This is a genomic window from Ferroacidibacillus organovorans (assembly GCF_001642725.1).
Classification (GTDB): Bacteria; Bacillota; Bacilli; order Alicyclobacillales; family SLC66; genus Ferroacidibacillus; species Ferroacidibacillus organovorans.
Genome location: NZ_LSUQ01000017.1, coordinates 34,009 through 51,304, shown reverse-complemented (window position 1 = coordinate 51,304; position 17,296 = coordinate 34,009). Strand labels below are relative to the sequence as shown.

Annotated in this window: 18 protein-coding genes; 2 read left to right on the top strand and 16 right to left on the bottom strand. The window is 53.8% G+C overall.

The annotated features are described in order from the left end of the window. The 11 genes from cphA to AYW79_RS07515 form a co-directional block, all read right to left on the bottom strand. Positions 1–1,993: cyanophycin synthetase (gene cphA, locus AYW79_RS07565; protein ID WP_067564012.1), on the bottom strand; the 1,993-nt coding region annotated here is incomplete at its 3' end. Next, positions 1,990–2,814 (bottom strand): cyanophycinase, encoded by an 825-nt coding sequence (locus tag AYW79_RS07560; protein ID WP_067564009.1) that lies wholly within the window; start codon positions 2,812–2,814, stop codon positions 1,990–1,992. The genes cphA and AYW79_RS07560, both read right to left, overlap by 4 nt. A 201-nt stretch (positions 2,815–3,015) precedes the next feature. Beyond that, positions 3,016–3,198, bottom strand: coding sequence for a small, acid-soluble spore protein, alpha/beta type (locus tag AYW79_RS07555; protein ID WP_067564006.1), 183 nt, complete (start codon positions 3,196–3,198; stop codon positions 3,016–3,018). A 121-nt stretch (positions 3,199–3,319) separates the two neighbouring features. After that, positions 3,320–3,598, bottom strand: coding sequence for a biofilm formation stimulator Veg (gene veg, locus AYW79_RS07550; protein WP_067564004.1), 279 nt, complete (start codon positions 3,596–3,598; stop codon positions 3,320–3,322). A 111-nt stretch (positions 3,599–3,709) separates the two neighbouring features. Next, positions 3,710–4,636 carry a sporulation peptidase YabG gene (gene yabG, locus AYW79_RS07545; RefSeq protein ID WP_231877761.1) on the bottom strand — a complete coding sequence of 309 codons (927 nt, stop codon included), beginning with the start codon at positions 4,634–4,636 and terminating at the stop codon, positions 3,710–3,712. 65 nt (positions 4,637–4,701) lie between these two features. Further along, positions 4,702–5,172, bottom strand: coding sequence for a ribonuclease H-like YkuK family protein (locus AYW79_RS07540; RefSeq protein WP_067564001.1), 471 nt, complete (start codon positions 5,170–5,172; stop codon positions 4,702–4,704). Beyond that, the gene (rsmA, locus tag AYW79_RS07535; RefSeq protein ID WP_067563998.1) at positions 5,141–6,073 is read right to left on the bottom strand and encodes a 16S rRNA (adenine(1518)-N(6)/adenine(1519)-N(6))-dimethyltransferase RsmA; all 933 of its coding nucleotides are present in this window, start codon (positions 6,071–6,073) and stop codon (positions 5,141–5,143) included. Before rsmA ends, AYW79_RS07540 begins: the two co-directional genes overlap by 32 nt. Continuing rightward, a complete protein-coding gene (rnmV, locus tag AYW79_RS07530; RefSeq protein WP_067563996.1) occupies positions 6,070–6,642 on the bottom strand; it encodes a ribonuclease M5 in 573 nt (190 codons plus the stop codon). Before rnmV ends, rsmA begins: the two co-directional genes overlap by 4 nt. A 1-nt stretch (position 6,643) precedes the next feature. Continuing rightward, positions 6,644–7,417, bottom strand: coding sequence for a TatD family hydrolase (locus AYW79_RS07525; protein ID WP_067563993.1), 774 nt, complete (start codon positions 7,415–7,417; stop codon positions 6,644–6,646). A gap of 10 nt (positions 7,418–7,427) precedes the next feature. Continuing rightward, complete coding sequence (gene metG, locus AYW79_RS07520; RefSeq protein ID WP_067563990.1) at positions 7,428–9,452, bottom strand: methionine--tRNA ligase; 2,025 nt, start codon at positions 9,450–9,452, stop codon at positions 7,428–7,430. Positions 9,453–9,637: 185 nt separating this feature from the next. Continuing rightward, a complete protein-coding gene (locus tag AYW79_RS07515) occupies positions 9,638–10,048 on the bottom strand; it encodes a sigma-70 family RNA polymerase sigma factor (RefSeq protein ID WP_067563987.1) in 411 nt (136 codons plus the stop codon). Between the two features lie 194 nt (positions 10,049–10,242). Here AYW79_RS07515 and AYW79_RS07510 point away from each other — a divergent pair, with 194 nt between their 5' ends. Beyond that, a complete protein-coding gene (locus tag AYW79_RS07510; RefSeq protein WP_067563984.1) occupies positions 10,243–11,754 on the top strand; it encodes a recombinase family protein in 1,512 nt (503 codons plus the stop codon). Between the two features lie 35 nt (positions 11,755–11,789). Here AYW79_RS07510 and AYW79_RS07505 read toward each other — a convergent pair whose 3' ends face one another. The 5 genes from AYW79_RS07505 to AYW79_RS07485 all read right to left on the bottom strand — a co-directional run bounded on the left by AYW79_RS07505 (position 11,790) and on the right by AYW79_RS07485 (position 16,650). Beyond that, positions 11,790–12,626, bottom strand: a complete 837-nt coding sequence (locus AYW79_RS07505) for a carbohydrate ABC transporter permease (protein WP_231877762.1) — start codon at positions 12,624–12,626, stop codon at positions 11,790–11,792. Beyond that, a complete protein-coding gene (locus AYW79_RS07500; RefSeq protein WP_067563982.1) occupies positions 12,623–13,525 on the bottom strand; it encodes a carbohydrate ABC transporter permease in 903 nt (300 codons plus the stop codon). The genes AYW79_RS07505 and AYW79_RS07500 overlap by 4 nt, the downstream gene beginning before the upstream one ends. 184 nt (positions 13,526–13,709) lie before the next feature. Then, entirely contained in the window at positions 13,710–15,008 is a 1,299-nt protein-coding gene (locus AYW79_RS07495) for an ABC transporter substrate-binding protein (RefSeq protein WP_067563981.1), read from the bottom strand. Between the two features lie 52 nt (positions 15,009–15,060). Continuing rightward, positions 15,061–16,074, bottom strand: coding sequence for a LacI family DNA-binding transcriptional regulator (locus AYW79_RS07490; RefSeq protein ID WP_067563978.1), 1,014 nt, complete (start codon positions 16,072–16,074; stop codon positions 15,061–15,063). A 219-nt stretch (positions 16,075–16,293) separates the two neighbouring features. Further along, positions 16,294–16,650 carry a sigma-70 family RNA polymerase sigma factor gene (locus AYW79_RS07485; protein WP_067563976.1) on the bottom strand — a complete coding sequence of 119 codons (357 nt, stop codon included), beginning with the start codon at positions 16,648–16,650 and terminating at the stop codon, positions 16,294–16,296. A 343-nt stretch (positions 16,651–16,993) separates the two neighbouring features. Between AYW79_RS07485 and AYW79_RS07480 the strand changes: the two genes are divergently transcribed. Then, positions 16,994–17,236, top strand: coding sequence for an AbrB/MazE/SpoVT family DNA-binding domain-containing protein (locus AYW79_RS07480; RefSeq protein ID WP_156481782.1), 243 nt, complete (start codon positions 16,994–16,996; stop codon positions 17,234–17,236). Positions 17,237–17,296: the final 60 nt, after the last annotated feature.

Below are 17,296 nucleotides of genomic sequence, written 5' to 3'. Positions count from 1 at the left end.
CAAGCGATCCCGCTGCCTCGACGAGCCACCCGTCGCGTTGAAAGAAAGCCATGCCGCCGCGCGCGAGGTGGCGTGTGATGACAGGATTGTCTGCGTATCGGCTGACAAACGCGACAGGGTGGCGCAGCGCCTCCGCGAGCTCGACAAGTGCAGGAACGTCAGCGTTTAGCACTGCGAGTCCTGTCGTCGCGAGACACTCGACAATCAGCGATTTGATTTTGATGATATCCGCAACGGACGTGATGCCATCTTGCCCGATGTGATCATCCGCAAGTGATGTGATGATCCCTACATCCGCCACGTCATACCCGAGCCCTGCACGCTGAATGCCTCCACGCGCGGTCTCAAGCACCGCCGCCTCCACGCGCGGGTCTGACAAGACAATCCGAGCGCTCTGCGGGCCCGTCGTATCGCCCGCGAGGACGCACTCCTCGTCAACATACACCCCCTCCGTACTTGTCATCCCCACCGTGAGCCCCGTTTCGCGTAGAATGTGGCGTATCAGGCGCGTTGTCGTAGTCTTGCCATTTGTACCCGTCACACTCACGATCGGGATACGGCTTGGCATGCCGCGCGGGTAGATGTGATCAACGAGCGCCGCCGCGACATCACGCGACTCGCCCATACTCGGATGGTGGTGCATGCGAATTCCAGGCGCCGCATTCACTTCAATTACCGCATAGCTCTGTGGATCACCTCTTTGTGCGATATCTTCAGCGATGAGATCAATGCCGCAGACGTCGAGCGAGACCGCGCGCGCCGCGCGAAGCGCCAGTCGCTCAAAAAATGGGTTAACGTCGCAACTCACATCAATCGCGATCCCACCTGTGCTTAGATTGGCGCTGTCACGCAGCCACACACGCTCTCCGTAGCGTGGAATGTCGCGCAGCGTACGCTTTTGTCTCTCCAGTTGGCGCAAGACCGCCTGATCAACGACAATGCGCGTGAGTGGCTTTTCGTGATCCTCTCCGCGCTCGGGGTGAAGATTGACACGCTCGATCAATTCTTGAATAGCGTGAACCCCATCGCCCACAACATGCGCTGGGACACGTTCAGCCGCCGCAACAAGGCGTTGATCGACGACCAGCAGCCGATACTGCCGCCCCCGCACATACTCTTCCACCACGACTGCGCGAGAGATCGACTGCGCGAAGGCGAACGCCGCCTCTACTTCGCGCGGATGTCGGATGTCTACGGTGACCCCGCGCCCCTGGTTGCCGTGAAGCGGTTTTAGCGCTATCGGCACGTTATGCGTCTGCAGAAATTGAAGCGCTTCTTCGACCTTTTCGGTCACTACGCCAAGTGGCGTGCGAATTCCGCACTCGTCGAGAATTTGTTTGGTGAGCGCTTTGTCACTCGCGATGTCAACGCCGATCGCCGAGGTCATCTGTGTCATCGTCGCCTGCACGTAACGCCTGAATTTTCCATATCCGAGTTGCAAAAGGCTCCCTGCGCCCACACGCCGCACAGGTATCTGTCGTCGCGCCGCAGCCTGTGCAATCGCAGCGGTGCTTGGACCAAGCTCACTTCGCGCGACGAGCTTGCGCAACTGAATCATCTGCTCCTCGAGTGGGTAAGCATACTGTTTTGCGCAAGCTTCGACGAATTCCATCGCAACCTGTAACACACTGCGCACGACCGTCTCGTTCTTGCACTCAATGATGATGTCATAGATTCCTGGAAACAGGGCGTTTCGCGTCTTTCCAAAATTGGAGGTATATCCGAGTCGTGTGAGCATCTCGATCGCGACATGCTCGATAATGTGCCCAAAATAGGTGCCACCGTATAACCGTTCGACAAATCCGCCAGGTCTCCCCGCTGCGCAATGGTGATCGTAGAGTCCTGGCAACGCGGCCAGGATGCGCTCGACAAATCCGCGGTACTCATAGCTCTCACGCTCCGTAAAGTCTTCAAGATCGACACGCATGACCAGAACGGGTCGATGGAGATACACATTTGGACCGTCGAGATAACGATAATGGATGACCTTCACGCGTTTCCACTCCTCGAATCTTGTCCCGTCAAAAGCGTGCGCTCGCGCAGCGAAAACCGATAGCCTGCGGGAAGCACATGAAGTTTTACGCCACCCAGCGCCAACGCGTCGTTGTGTCGCAAATCTTGCAGGTTGGAATACAGGAGCGCTCCGGCGTCAACGACGGATACCGCGCCGCGTCCGATCACCTCAAACGTTGTCTCTTTGACGATGATTGCCGTATCCTCATCGATGCCAAGCCCGAGGTGGTGTGGATACTGCGCGACGGCCGAAAGCAACCTGCCAAGGCGTCCACGCTGCGCAAAATGTTGGTCGATGACGACACCGTCCAGAAATTCCATACCTGGCGCCATGTTCACAATGCCCATGCGCGGATTGGTCTCAGCGATTCCCTCTACAATCATCGTGCTGCTCATCATCGAGGCACCGGCGCTTGTCCCTGCGAGCACAAGCCCTTGTTCAAGACCCGTCTGGAGCGCCGCGTCCATATTCGTTCCACCTAAAAGGGTGGTGATCCGCAATTGGTCACCACCTGTGAAAAAGACGCCTGTCGCCTCTTCGATCGCTTTACAGGCACTCGCGCGATTGGCGTCCTCACGCGAAGAGACGTCGAACGTCCGTACATCAGCAACGCCAATCTGTTCAAACACGTCGACATACTCTGCACCGACTTCTATGGGAAGCTTCGTCGCAACAGTCATCACGACAATCTTGCTGTGCGTCCCTCCTGACAACCTTACAAACTCGCGAAGAATGATCATTTCATTTTTTTTATCTTCGGCACCGCCGACAATTACAAGCGGTCCTTTTTGTTTCGTCATGGTTATCCCCCTGGTCACGACACTGACCCGCGCACAAATCGCGATGATTAAAAAACATGAATCCCATTCCTGACTTTTGAACTGGCACTTCTAGACTTTCCGATTCTTTTCAGGTTATACAAACCCGCGCGACAAATGAAACAAAACAGGGTGGCAGAAACCAACCACCCTGTAGGAGCATACTCTCAAAAACAAGTCAGACTAGGTCCTCTCACGCGCCGTGAGCGACGCCTCAGCAATCTCAATGGCCCGTTTTACCATATTCCCTGCGTCGCGCGTCGTAATCCCACCCCAACCCTCACGTTCTAGCGTGGGGTAAAAGCCAAGATCCTTAGCGAGCTCATACTTGAACTGCTCTGACATCACGCCTCGTCTTCGTCCCATGGTCGTACCCCCTTTGAGAATCGCGTCCTATTGATACTTGTTCCCTATTTTGCACAAAAAAAAACGAACCGCATGAGATGCGATCCGTTTGTTCACATTGTAAAAAGGTTGATCCTTTCACCTATTCCGTGTCTGCACCGACTTTGACATGCAAGTCATCCTTGCACACCATGAGTTCAACCGTTTCAGTGAGAATATCTGCATAGCTATACGACACACGTTTAAAAGAATTTTCCGCTTCATCCAGACGGACAACAAAAACAGAGGGGTACGTTTCTTCGAGGACGCCCGTTCGTTCAACGGTCTTTCTGCGACCACCATTTGCACGCAAAAGGATTTTTTCACCGACGAGGCCTTCCAAGTTACGCTTGATGTCATTTAAGGCATTTTTAGCAGCCACAAACTCCACCTCTTTTCAGTACTGTCAGTGTAACACAGCACAAAGAGGAAGTCAAATTAGGTCGAATATTATAGCAAGCTATCTTTTTGTTTGTCAACACGCCGCAATCACTCAATACCGTGATCGCGGCAATCCCATCCGATATTTCCCCCTCGACTCAAGACCCCCAAGCCCTTCCGTCCCCGTAATGGTAGACTGTACAACCGCATAGATGTCAATTGTTTCACCAATCGGCGTAAACGCCACCTTCTCAGCCACAAACACGGGATCCAGCGCGTGAATCATGATGCGATCGGGAGAACTCGCGAAGTTTGCCCCCGCGTCAAGCAGCGCCTCATAGTGAGACTGACACGCCCCAGCAAAGATGACAAGCTCGTCAAGGCTGCGCTCATACTTTCGCGCGGCCCGCACCGCCCGCACAAAATGCTCCGAGTTGCGATAATTCCCTACGTGCATGACCTCCGACTCACCGCGCTGCTTTCGCATGACGCTGTCGTGTCCCGTGATGACCAGAATATCAGGCGCGTATTGTTCAAGCAGATCAGGGATGCGTTCTGCAATGGTTGACTCGTCAAGATTCTTCCCGACCGCACGGACACCGAGACGACGATAGGTCTGAATGCATTTCTCTAAATACGTTCCATCCCCATCGAGGTGCAGCACACGGCCGGGACGCTCAAAAAAATCATACGGATGCCTGCTTCGCTCTGAGCGATAATTGTTTTTATCGCGATCCGCCTGACGTCGCAATTGGACAAGCCGAATGGTATCCTGTTCTATTTTTGCCTGTGCGCGACGATAGTCTGTAAAATCATCTTCGGTAATCAACATCAGATCTGAAAACGGAGCATCCGCGACCAGGCGCACGTCCAAGCCCTTAAGCTCGACAGTGCCCGCCTCAAGATCAACCCGCGTAATGACAAAGCAAACATCTCTGCCATACGATGGCCGAACCACCAAATCGCCGACTTTCCACACGACGCTCGCCCCCCGCGCCTGCGCGACGTACCACGCCAAGAGGGCGTGGTCATTTGTCACAAACGCATAGGCATCCTATGCCTGCGGTAGCGCCCACGTGCAGAAAATCACGTCCTCATCGACGACTACGATTTGGTAAAGCGGTCTGCCACCTTCGATGCGCCAAATGAATTGGGTTTGATCTTCGCTTCATATCCACTTTGTGTTACCCAACCAACCAGATCCTTGATCAGCGCCTTGGTTTCACCGTCTTCTCCGACATCCAAGTGAATCTCAATCGGCATGCTCGTCCCAAGCGTCTCAAGCTGAGCTTCAAGCGCCTGTACGACCTCAAGTGCCATGGCCGCCTCAGAAAAGATTCGCTGCCGAAAGGCGAGCGGTTTTTTATACCCTCTTTTGCAGAAATAAAAACGCGCGCCCCGCCCGACCCTGTGAATGACAATCGCTGTCACAAACAGAGTGTCGCGGTGCGCGCCGTGCGGCTGTGAATCCGATCCAACAATCAACCGATATGTCGCGGTTCGATCTTCTTCTAAAAAATCGCGTAAATCGCGGGCGACCGTTTCAATCGACATCGCGCCCTTTGAAAGACTCATGAATTTCACTCTTGTCACCACCCGCGTGAACTGAACGTGCAGAACATGCGACAGCCAAACGAGCAAACTCTTCAAGCGATAAGGTTTCACCGCGCCGAACGGGGTCGATCGACGCGTCCTCCAAACATTTGCGAACAAATGCCTTATCCCCAAAATGGGTGGCTAAGGCGTTGGCGAGTGTTTTTCGACGCACCGCAAACGCGGCGCGCACCACGCGAAAGAACATCGGGCGATGCACGTCTGAAACGACGTGCTCTTTCTTGCGATCCAAGACAATCACAGCTGACTCAACGGTCGGCGGTGGGAAAAACGCTTCAGGCGGCACAATGCAAAGCAGCGCGCTTTGGCAATAGTATTGCACAGCGACGGATAAAGCGCCATACTCCTTTCCGCCGGGCGAAGCCACCATACGCTCTGCCACTTCACGTTGCACCATAAACACCGCACGATCGTAGGGAAGATCCGATTCAAGGATGCGCATGAGAATCGGCGTTGTCACGTAATACGGGAGATTGGCAACCACGCGCAGCGCATGTCCAGGCGCAAAAGGCAACTGCGCAAAATCAACCTCCAGCGCATCCGCCTGAAGCACTGTGACGTGCGGGTGGTCTGTGAGCGTCTCCGCCAAGATAGGAATCAGTTGAGCATCCTTTTCGATGCATACGACTTGGGAAAATCCGCTCTCTGCAAGCGCCTCCGTGAGCGTGCCAAGCCCTGGGCCAATTTCCAGCGCAACGTGCGGACGCTCGCTGCCCGCCAGACGCTCGCACGCCGCATCGACAATCTGATCAAGCACCGTGTCATCCGTGAGAAAGTTCTGCCCGTATCCCTTTTTTACGAAGAATTGGTGCTCTTTGATAAGTTTCCTCACGGAGCGCGGATCATGCAAGGGATGCTTCATCGCGTAAACTCCTCTTTTGCAGCATTCGATTCCGCGATGCGGGCACGGGCGCGCTCCCACTCCTCACGCGTGACGCCGAGCGCTTGACAGCGCTTAAAAAACGTCTTTGCATTGGCATATCCAATTCGCAGCGCCTCGCCCATGCGTTCACGCTGCGCAGCGGAATTCTGCTTTCCGACCAATCCAGCGCGAACAAGGTCTTCCCACAGAATTTCCGGGTTGCTCTGCTCCATCGGTGTGCGCACCAAAGCAAGCGCGATGTGAATCGCTTCACGCGTTGCATTCTCGACGCCGACATCATCCTTGTTGATCGCCTCCCGCCGAGGGAGATACGCGTGCTTTGCATGCGGAAAACGCATAGCGAGTTCCCGGCGAATGCGCTCTCCAGCGTGATCTGGATCGGTGAGAATAATGATGCCTCGCGTTTTTGCAACGCGCGCGAGATCGTCAAACACTTGACGTTTTATGTGCGAACCGCCCGTCACGATCACGTCTGCGTCGACCGCCTTCTGAACGCGGTCGCGATCGTGCAACCCTTCGACAACGATGACTTCACGAATCTTCTCCATCTCAGCGCGTCCCCAGACCAAAAAGTGCACGCGCATTCGCCGTCGTCTGTGTCCCGAGTTCTTCAAGCGTGATACTGCGCAGGTTTGCAATGTGTTCCGCAATCAACCGAACATAGGACGGCTTATTCGTCTTTCCGCGATGGGGCACCGGTGCCAGCCACGGGGCGTCTGTCTCTACCAGTAGTCGCTCCGCCGGAACAGCGCAGGCGACTTCCACCGGTTTTTTCGCATTTTTGAACGTGACAGGTCCGCCGAGTCCAATATAAAAGTTCAAGTCGATCGCCTCACGCATCATCTCGACACTTCCAGAGAAGCAGTGTAAAACGCCGCCAATCGCCGCCGCGTCGGTCGCGCGCAAGGTCTCCAACACATCGTGATGCGCCTCGCGATCGTGAATGATCACCGGTTTATTCATCCGTTTTGCCAGCGCAATTTGCTGTGAAAACACTTGTTGCTGCACGTCGCGCGGCACATGGTCGTAGTGATAGTCAAGCCCGATCTCCCCAATGGCAACCACTTTCTCATGGCGGCACCACATCGCGAGATCGTCATAGTCGCGCTCCGTCACCTGCTCTGCGTCCTGCGGATGAAAGCCAACTGCCGCGTACACGTCTGTGAAACGTTCCGCGAGTGCGATGGCACGCAGCGACGACGCGCGATCGTACCCCGGAACAAGCACCGTGCAAACGCCAGATGCCTGCGCCTCTTCTAAAAGGGTATCCGCCAATGGATAGAGGTCAAGATCATTCAAGTGACAATGCGAGTCGACCAACATCAGCGTGTCCTCATTTCACGATGGCGCCAAGCGGAATGTCTCCGGATACGGTCGCCAATACCAGTTGATCGCCGTGTGACGCGGCGAGAATCATGCCGTGCGACTCCACACCGCGCAGTTTGACAGGTTTCAAATTGGCGACGACAATCACCTTCTGACCGATCAGGTCGCTCGGCTCATAGTACTTCGCAATCCCGGACACGACCTGCCGTTTTTCCGATCCGAGATCAAGTTCGAGACGTAGCAACTTGTCCGCCTTTGGCACGCGCTCCGCCGCGACGACACCCGCGACACGCAATTCCACTTTTGCGAAGTCGTCAATATCGATGAGTCGCGCGATGCCTTCCGGCTGTGTCTCATGTGCTGTGATGTCCTTTTGCGCAGGCTCTTTTTGCGCTGCCTCGTTTGACATTGCGTCTTTTGTTTGTTCCACGGAATTCCCACCTTCAGTCGATTTTCCCATAACCGCCTGAAGCGCCGTCATTTCCTCTGCGACGTCGAGCCGCGGAAAGAGCGGATCACCTTTGGCGATCGCAATCCCTGATTGCAACACGCCGTACACCGCCGCGTCATCCCAGTTCATCGCAGTGTCACTCGGCAGGCCAAGTTTCGCAAACACGGCGGCAGGCGTTTTCGGCATAAACGGCGCAACCAGGATGGCAACCGTACGAATCATTTCACACGCAAAGTACATGACCGTGTTGAGGCGCTCCGTCTCCCCACGCTTGTTAAGCGCCCACGGCGCCGTCTCATCCACATATTGATTGCCGCGGCGAATGATCATCCAGATCTGTGCAAGCGCCCCCGAATAGTCAAACGCATCGAGCGCCGCTTCCGCCTGTCGTTTGCACGTCTTCATCAAATCGCTGATTTCGCGCTCCAGTTCCGTCAACGCACCGGGAACAGGAACTCTCCCATCGCAGAACCGCTCGACCATCGAGAGCGTGCGATGCACCAGATTGCCAAAGTCATTCGCCAGATCATAGTTCATGCGCTCGACGATCGCTTCAAGCGTAAAGACGCCATCCTGACCGAATGAAAACTCGCGCAACAGGAAATAGCGGAGCGCGTCTGAGCCATAGCGGTCAATCAGGGCATTCGGGTCAATCACATTGCCTTTCGACTTTGACATCTTCCCATCCTTCATCAACAGCCAACCGTGTCCAACGATGCGCTTTGGCAGCGGCAAATCGAGCGCCATCAACATAATCGGCCAGTAGATCGCGTGAAAGCGCACGATCTCTTTGGCCATCACGTGCGCGTCCGCTGGCCAGTAGCGCGAGAACAGCTCGTCTCGCTCATCCTCTATAAATGGATACCCGAGCGCTGTGATGTAGTTGGTCAGCGCGTCGAGCCACACATAAATAACCCGCTCCGGATCGTTTGGAACAGGGATCCCCCACGGCATTGCCGTCCTTGAAATGCAGAGATCTTCGAGTCCCGGCAATAAAAAGTTGCTCAACATTTCTTGTTTGCGCGACTCCGGATAGATAAACTCCGGATGCTCCTCGTAATAGGCGATCAAACGATCCGCGTACTGATGCATCCGAAAAAAGTAGCTCTGTTCCCGAAACCGTTCCACAGGCCCTGCACAGTCTGGACACTTCCCGTCACTCAATTGCCGCTCTGTCCAATACGATTCGCACGAGGTACAGTACCACCCCTCATACTCACCGAGGTAGATATCCCCTTTTTCCAGGAGCTTTGAAAAGATGCGCTGCACGCGCATTTTGTGACGCTCATCTGTCGTGCGCAAGAAGTCGTCATAAGAGATGTCCAGTCGCTCCCAGAGCGCCTTGATCCCCGCGACAATTCCGTCAATAAACGCTTGCGGCGCTTGGCCTACCGTCTCTGCGCGGCGCAGAAGCTTTTGTCCGTGCTCATCGGTACCTGTCAAAAAGCGAACATCGTAGCCACGTAACCGCTTGTACCTCGCCATCGTGTCCACAACGGTCGTCGAGTACGCGTGACCGACATGCAATTTGTCATTCGGGTAATAAATTGGCGTTGTGATATAGAATGTCGGTTTGCCCATGATGACTCTCCCTTTAGCGCGGCGCACGGGATCCCTCATGCAAAAGTGCCCGTCCCCAAATGCTTGGAGACGGGGTTTTCACGAACGTATCCCATGGTTCATCCGCTAACGCTTCGATGATCGTAGGGTATCAGTCATGCCAGAGACTGTCAAATGGGCACGCCCTCCCTGTGTCCGCGCGAAAACTACCGCGATTGACCAGGATGTGACGAACGCATCACGCGCAGGTGACTGCGCGGGGCAGACTTTGGACGCGGATGAAGCGCGTGCTGGAGTTTGGTAAGAGCTCGCGCCTCAATGCGGGAAACATAGGAACGGGAGATATTCAGGTGTTCTGCGATTTGGTTCTGCGTCCACTCCACACCGTCGAGCAGCCCGTAACGCAGACAGATCACCTTTTGCTCGCGCGTGTCAAGCACATGCAAATAACTTCGCAAGCGTTCCTGTTCGATGCGCTCACCCACGTATCGCTCAAGCTCATCCGGATCAGACCCAAGCACATCGCGCAGTGTCAGGTCATTCCCCTCTTTATCCGTTCCAATCGATTCATCCATCGACACATCGCGGCTTGATTTTTTCCTCGTGCGTAGATGCATCAGAATCTCACGTTCACTTCCTAGGTACTGCGGGAAAAATCTCCACAAGGTCTAGGACAGCCCAGAATCGGCGTACGTTTTACGGGTGAGAGGAATGAAACTACGACTTCACGACGGCCCGCACGCCGACCGCGCGCGGGAAAACGCGTACCGCATCATCACATCATATATGGAAGAAAAGGAGCGAACCGATCTTGATTGCGATCTACGCGCGCGTCTCGACCGAGGATCAAGCGAAAAACGGCTTCAGCCTGAACGACCAACTGAGGAGTTGTCGAGCGATCGCAGGTAATTCACCCGTGCGCGAATATGTAGATGAAGGCGTCTCCGGAGAAACCCTCGATCGACCAGCGCTCTTTGCGCTGCGCCGGGCCATTCTCGACGGTGAGATCAACGAGGTGATCTGCCTAGACCCTGATCGCCTCTCGCGTAAATTGATGAACCAATTGGTGCTCTCCGACGAGTGGGAAAAGCGCGCGACACTGCGCTTTGTAAGCGGTGAATATCAGAATACGCCGGAAGGACAGCTCTTCTATCAGATGCGCGGCGCGATCAGTCAGTTTGAAAAGGCGAAAATCAATGAACGCATGGCGCGCGGGAGGCGTGAAAAAGCGAAACAGGGTCGTGTGCTGCGCGATTTTTCCATCTACGGGTATCGCTATGATCGCGCAACCGCGGCGTTTTTCGTCGATGAACGGGAGGCTGCCATCGTACGCCTCATTTTTTCTCTGTTTACATCGCCCACCCGAGAAGTGCAGGGGATCAACGGTATCGCGCGGTTTTTAAATGAGCGCGGGATTCCGACGAAGCGCGGCGCGCCGCTGTTTCATCGCCAGGTCGTACGCCAGATCTTGATGAACCAAACCTATATCGGGGAATTCTACCAAAATCGCTGGAAGGCAGAAGGCAGGCGCACGCGAACTCCAAATGCCCCCTTTACCGTACAGACACGCCCGTTCGAAGAGTGGATCAAAATTGATGTTCCCGCCATTGTTTCGCGAGAGATTTTTGAACTCGCTCAATCCAAACTATCCGTCTCCAAACGTCGTAGAACGGCGCAGACGCGTCACCGTTATCTATTGAGCGGGCTGTTGCGCTGTGCGCTGTGCGGAAATACGCTGACCGGATGCCGTGCGACGCAGTGGGGAAAACACGTATACACGTACACCGATCGCAAACACACACAAGGTGCAAAGACATCTGGGTGTGTCCTATCCTTGCGCTGTGATCGCATCGATGACGCGGTGTGGTGGGCGATAAAAGCGTGGTTGGAACCTGTGGAATGGAGTTACGCTATCCGTGAAGACCGCGTGAAAAACGAGGAAGACGCGTGCACGCTTTTACGCGAGACACTCTGCGCGGAATTGGGGCGGGTAGAAGCCGCATACGCGCGATTGATTCATTTTCTTGAGGATCCTGACTGTGAAGAAAGTGAATGGCTCGCACACGCCAAAAAGCTGAGCGAACGCAAGTGCGTCTTGCGTGCACAATTGGCGGCGCTTGAAGAGGAGCGGTCAGCTCACGACGCGGGAAGCGAGTGGAATGCGGATACTGTGCCATCTCAAGGCACACTACGGATCGAGCAGTTTCTGGCACTACCGCAGCGTGAAGTGCCAGAGGATGTGCGACAGGCGGTCATTCGCGCGGTCGCTCGGGAGATCTACATTGATCCCGTGAACCGCGCGCTTGAGATAAATACCTGGTGAGTGACGACCGTTTGCCGTGCGCGACGGTCTGTCTCTCATCCTTTGACTGCGCCCGCCGTAAGTCCTGCCACCACCCATTTCTGGAAGATCAAAACGAGAATCACGATCGGAAGAACCGCAACGGTAGACCCAGCAAAGATAGTGCCGTACGGGATGGTGAATTGTCCAGAAAAGAGTGCGATACCCACAGGAATCGTGCGAAACTGCTGACTGCTGTTAAAGACGAGCGCAAACAGAAATTCTGTCCAGCAGGCGACGAAGGTGAAGACGCCACCTGTAAAGAGCCCTGGTGTTGCGACGGGAAGAATCACGCGAAAGACGGTCGTCATGATACCTGCTCCGTCCACGCGTGCCGCCTCGTCTAGTTCTTTGGGAATACCGGCGAAATACGTGCGCATGACCCATATTGCAAAAGGCAGGTTAAATGCAACGTAGGGGACAATCAGCGATTGATAGCTGTTTAGCCATCCAATTCTCTGCATGATGAGGAAAAGTGGTGAGATGACAGCGACTTCAGGAAACGTGGAGATCGCCAACAAGAACACCATGAGTGGCGCCTTGCCGCGAATCGGCAGTCGCGCAATCGCGTAGCTGGCGAGAGAGGCGATGACCAGTACAATGAATGTGGCAACGATGGAAACGACGACGCTATTTCTGAAATATACACCAAAGCCGTATTTCGAAAACGCCCTCGTGTAGTGACTGAACGTAAATGGATGTGGCAGAAAGCTCGGCGGGAAATTTCCGATATCCAGATTCGTTTTAAAGGAGGTATCCACCATCCAAAAGAATGGCGCGATGATGATCAAAAGCATGGCGACCAATACAACGTAACCGATTGACTTGCGCAATCGCTGGGAATATTTACTCAATCGATTTCACCTACCTGTGTGCGCAGCGCCTTTAAGGAAAGCAACGCGAGCAGAATGACGATTCCAACCGTGGACACCGCGACGGCTGTCCCTGTTCCGAAATTCCCGTCATTAAAGATCGCCTTATAGGCGAGCATTGCGATCGGTTCTGTACTCGTTCCCGGGCCGCCATTGGTCAAAACAAACGGCAAATCGAACAGTCCGAACGCTTGAAGGATGCGAAAAAGTGCCGCGAGCCCAAGACTTGGCCGAAGTAGCGGGAACGTGACATTCCAAAAACTGCGCCACCCTGTTGCACCGTCAATCTTCGCAGACTCGTAGAGATCACTCGGAATCAACTGAAGTCCTGCCAATAGGATCATCGTGACAAACGGCGTCGTCTTCCAGATATCTGCGATCATGATCGAAATCGTGGCAGACGTTGGCGCGCCGAGCCACAACACTTGCGTATTGATGATATGAAGGCTCATGAGTACAGCATTTAAGACACCGTAGATCCCATTGTAGATATAGCCCCACATCTGTGCGGAGATAACGGTAATCAGCGTCCACGGCACCAACATGACGGCGATCGCCACGCCGCGCCCGCGAATCGGTTGGTTGAGCGCGAGTGCGACCAAAAGGCCGAGCACCATCTCAACAACGACCGTAACCGCCGCGTACATAACCGTAAATAGGAGGGATTGCCAGAAGATTGGCGCGTGGAACACAGTGATATAGTTGCTTAGACCCGCAAAGGAAAACTGGAACCCTGAATACGTCGAAGAGATGTTGTTAAGGCTCATCCACACCGAATACCCGATGGGAAAAATCGTCACAAGTGCGATCACTAAGAGCGCTGGCGCCAACATGGCGTAACCCGCGAGCGCATACTTACGTTCAAGTCGACTTACCCGCACACAAACGCCTCCTTACCTACTTTCCCGCTCTGCTCGAAACGCTTGAGGGGCAGAGCGAAAACCTCTGCCCCTCGCTTCATTTACTCTACACTGTGTGCGATTTTGTCGAGTGCACAAACACGGTCTTTCAGCACGCCGCGAGGTCAACCCTTCGACACGCCTCCGACGCTCACAAGCGCCAATCTTACAGCGACGAAGAACTTTGTGCGGATGCCAGTTGGCTGTTCGCCTGCTTCAACGCGTTCGCCGTACTCGTTTGACCGGACAGCGCTGCATTGATGTTCGTGTAGATCGCTTGCGACACTTTTGCGTACGAAGGCGACTGGCTCGGACGTGCGATCAGGTGCTGTTCTGCAACGATCGAGAGCACGGGGTTGAGTCTGCGAACTGCCGGGTTGTGCTGAACGGCGTTGTTTGTCGGGATCTCTGAAGCCTTTGTCGCGAGAATCGTCTCCCCTGGCACACTCGCCAGGTATTTCACGAACAACAAGTCTTGTGCGAGATGCTTGGTGTGCGGGTTGATATAGTTATCCCATCCACCAATCGTCGCGTAGCCTGCTGTGCCGTGTCCTGCAAACGTCGGCAGCGGAGCCACGCCCACTTTGCCAATGACGCTGGACTGGCCTTTCGTTTGCGAGTTGGTGTACGCGTAATCCCAGTTGCGAAGGAACGCCGCTTGCCCCGCATTGAACAGGTTCATCGTGTTTGGTTCTGTAAAGGTCGTAACTGCCTTTGGCGATACGCCCGACGTGATCAGACCACGCATGAAATTGAGCGCGTGCAGGGCTGCGGGTGAATCCATTACCGGCTGTCCTTTTGCGTTGAACACTTGACCGCCCGCATCCGTCAGGTATTCCATCCAGTCACAGGTCAACCCTTCATAGGAAGAACCCTGCCAAACAAATCCGTACTTGACCGCTTTTTTATTCAAGAGGAACCTTGCCTCTTGTTGAAGCTTCTCCCATGTTTTCGGAACAGGCAGATGGTATTTTGCGAGCAGGTCTTTCCGATAGTACAGGAAGCCGCTGTCCTGGAACCACGGCGAGCCGTATACATTGCCTTTGTAGGAGGCGCCCGCAACCAGTCCTGGCGCGAATTGGTTGAAGAATGACTTCGGCAGGTATTTGTTCAGCGGAAGCGCAAGGTGCATGGAACCGAACTGGCCTGGCCAGATCACGTCGCCGAGATAGACGTCCGGCTGTGTCGCGCCGCCTGAGATCTGCGCGATAAGCTGCGCGCGTGTGGTGTCCGTGTTGGTCGGCTCCGCGACCACTTTGACTTTGATGTTTGGATAGAGCTTTTCAAAGTGGCTGACCACGTCGGCGCGTAGTCCATTTCCAGAAATCGTCCCTGCATACCAAACAATGGTGACAGGTGCTGCAGCGTGTTTGACAGCCGCAAATGAAGATTGTACCGCCATTCCTGAGAGCGACAATGCGCTCGCGGTCAAAACTGCGAAGCCTGCCTTAATGGATTTTTTCATAAAACGAAGTTCCCCCTTTTATGGTTTGTCTCTGCAGTGCGCACACCGCTGCCTACGATGAATCGTAGGCATAAAAGCGCGTTGACTCGCGCGTCACAATTCGATGAGGCAGATAGCGCGTTCCTTTTTGTTGCTCTGTGATGTTTTGATGAATCATGTCAAGCAGTGTCACAACTGCCTCAGACCCTATCTCTTCAAACGGCTGAGCTACCGTTGTGAGGGTTGGCGTCACGAGACTCGCCAGCCTTATGTTGTCAAAGCCGACAACCGAGACATCCTCTGGCACGCGTATCCCTCGATCATAAAGACAGCGCGCGGCGCCCACGGCCATCTCGTCGCTCACTGCGTACACTGCGGTGAGCGGTTCGTCTCCTTGCCTCAAAAGGAGCTGGCTCATTCCCTCATAACCGTGTTCAAAGCGGAATGCGCCGTATGCGATCAACGCCGGGTCAAGTGGTATGTTGTAGTGCCGCAGTGCAGATTGGTATCCTTGCAACCGGTTGCGCCCCGCTGTCGGATCTTCATCCGGCCCCGAGATGATTCCGATCCTGCGATGTCCCCTCGTGATCAGGTGTGCCACTGCGTCAAAGGACGCTTGAACATCATCCACCTTAAACGCAGGTATTGCTCCCGTTTCACTCTCGGTAAGCGCAAGAACCACAGGAATTCCCGCTCTGCTCATCCAGGTTTCAAAATCGCGCGACACGTAAGCGCTAACAAGAATGACACCACTACAACCTTTGCTTTTTAAAAGTGGAAATCCTTCATACAACCGCTCCTGCCGCTGCAACGCGTCGTGGAGAAAGATCTGTACTCCTGCCGCTTCTGCCGCTTCCGACATGCCTTTGTAGATCTCGCTAAAAAAGAAATCACGGATATGAGGAACAATTACGCCAATCGCCTGAACCTCGTGCGTTCTCAATCGTCGGGCATTTTCATTCGGATAGAATCCAAGTGTGCGAACCACGTCAAGAACCTTTTGCTTGGTTTCTTCGCGAACGCGATCGGGTGAATTCAGTACACGTGACACGGTTGGAATGGAAACACCCGCATGCTCTGCGACCATTCGAATCGTAATTTTCGCGACGAATCACCCCCGAATACCAAAAATGAAAATTTATGAAATCCTTTTCATAAACGGAGCATACGAGAGTTTCATAACCTTTGTCAATGAAGTTTCTATACAGATATCCCTAGATATATCACGTAATCAATTCGTAACATATATCAATTAAATTCGAGAGCGAAGATCATCATTCGTCATTTCCATCGATTTCCGCACACCTTAACACATCAAACTTTCATTTTCAATGCATCGCGCTGCGTACGTTGCGAATTTCGTACCCGCATCCGGCCGAAAACTTTTCACCGCTTTGATCAATCCAATGGTCCCGAGCGAGATCATATCATCCTCATCAACTCCGGAATCGCGAAATTTCTTTGCGATAAATGCAACCAGACGCAAATTATGTTCCACCAATTTATGGTATGCGTCCTCTTCACCCCGCCCAATACGCAATAGGCATTCCCGCTCCTCCGCTTCACCGAGCGGATGTGGGAATGCTTGGTTCTTCACATACGAAACGAGAGCGGTGCAAGAATCGACACACGCGAAGCCAAGCCATGTTGCAATCAATGACAAGATCATGACCCCCTGCTTGATTCGACGCAATCAGGGCAATCTATGCGTGACAAAGGATCTGCGTGCAAACTTTTGTGTCTAATTTATCCATTTTTACACAAATCGTGATCTTGCGCAGATTCGCTTCGGTATGGTAGAGTTTTACTAGTTAGTGAGCCTTTTGCAAAATTGTTGGCGCGACGTTGCAAAAGCTACATTCATAGATAGAAATAACCTGCGTTTTATAGAAGATGGCCGACTCTCTACAACGAATCCAAGCGGTTTGCGTGTGGAGCGGCAATTTCTGTGAAACGCCGTTATGTTTTATGGGGTTAGACGATTCGGGGGAGGAGGATTTCACGTGATGAAATCCACTGGCATCGTCAGGAAAGTCGATGAATTAGGTCGTGTTGTCATTCCGATCGAGTTGCGAAGAACGCTCGGAATCGCCGAAAAAGACGCGCTTGAAATCTATGTCGACGGCGATCGCATTGTTTTGAAAAAGTATGAACCGGCGTGTATTTTTTGCGGTCAAGCTGACAACATTGTCCACTTTCGCGGCAAAAACATCTGCCCTTCATGCATCGCCGAAATGCAAAAGGCATAATCTTTATCCTTTGTACCGTACCAAGCGCCGCGAGTGCAGTTTTTGTCAACGGCACCCTGC

Excerpts from the sequence above, each read along its gene's own strand:
- rsmA (WP_067563998.1), bottom strand. The coding sequence starts at position 6,073 with ATGAAGCATCCCTTGCATGATCCGCGCTCCGTGAGGAAACTTATCAAA.
- AYW79_RS07555 (WP_067564006.1), bottom strand. The coding sequence starts at position 3,198 with ATGGGACGAAGACGAGGCGTGATGTCAGAGCAGTTCAAGTATGAGCTC.
- AYW79_RS07540 (WP_067564001.1), bottom strand. The coding sequence starts at position 5,172 with ATGAGTCTTTCAAAGGGCGCGATGTCGATTGAAACGGTCGCCCGCGAT.
- metG (WP_067563990.1), bottom strand. The coding sequence starts at position 9,452 with ATGGGCAAACCGACATTCTATATCACAACGCCAATTTATTACCCGAAT.
- AYW79_RS07515 (WP_067563987.1), bottom strand. The coding sequence starts at position 10,048 with ATGCATCTACGCACGAGGAAAAAATCAAGCCGCGATGTGTCGATGGAT.
- AYW79_RS07560 (WP_067564009.1), bottom strand. The coding sequence starts at position 2,814 with ATGACGAAACAAAAAGGACCGCTTGTAATTGTCGGCGGTGCCGAAGAT.
- rnmV (WP_067563996.1), bottom strand. The coding sequence starts at position 6,642 with ATGGAGAAGATTCGTGAAGTCATCGTTGTCGAAGGGTTGCACGATCGC.
- AYW79_RS07495 (WP_067563981.1), bottom strand. The coding sequence starts at position 15,008 with ATGAAAAAATCCATTAAGGCAGGCTTCGCAGTTTTGACCGCGAGCGCA.
- AYW79_RS07490 (WP_067563978.1), bottom strand. The coding sequence starts at position 16,074 with ATGGTCGCAGAGCATGCGGGTGTTTCCATTCCAACCGTGTCACGTGTA.
- AYW79_RS07525 (WP_067563993.1), bottom strand. The coding sequence starts at position 7,417 with ATGTTGGTCGACTCGCATTGTCACTTGAATGATCTTGACCTCTATCCA.
- AYW79_RS07480 (WP_156481782.1), top strand. The coding sequence starts at position 16,994 with ATGAAATCCACTGGCATCGTCAGGAAAGTCGATGAATTAGGTCGTGTT.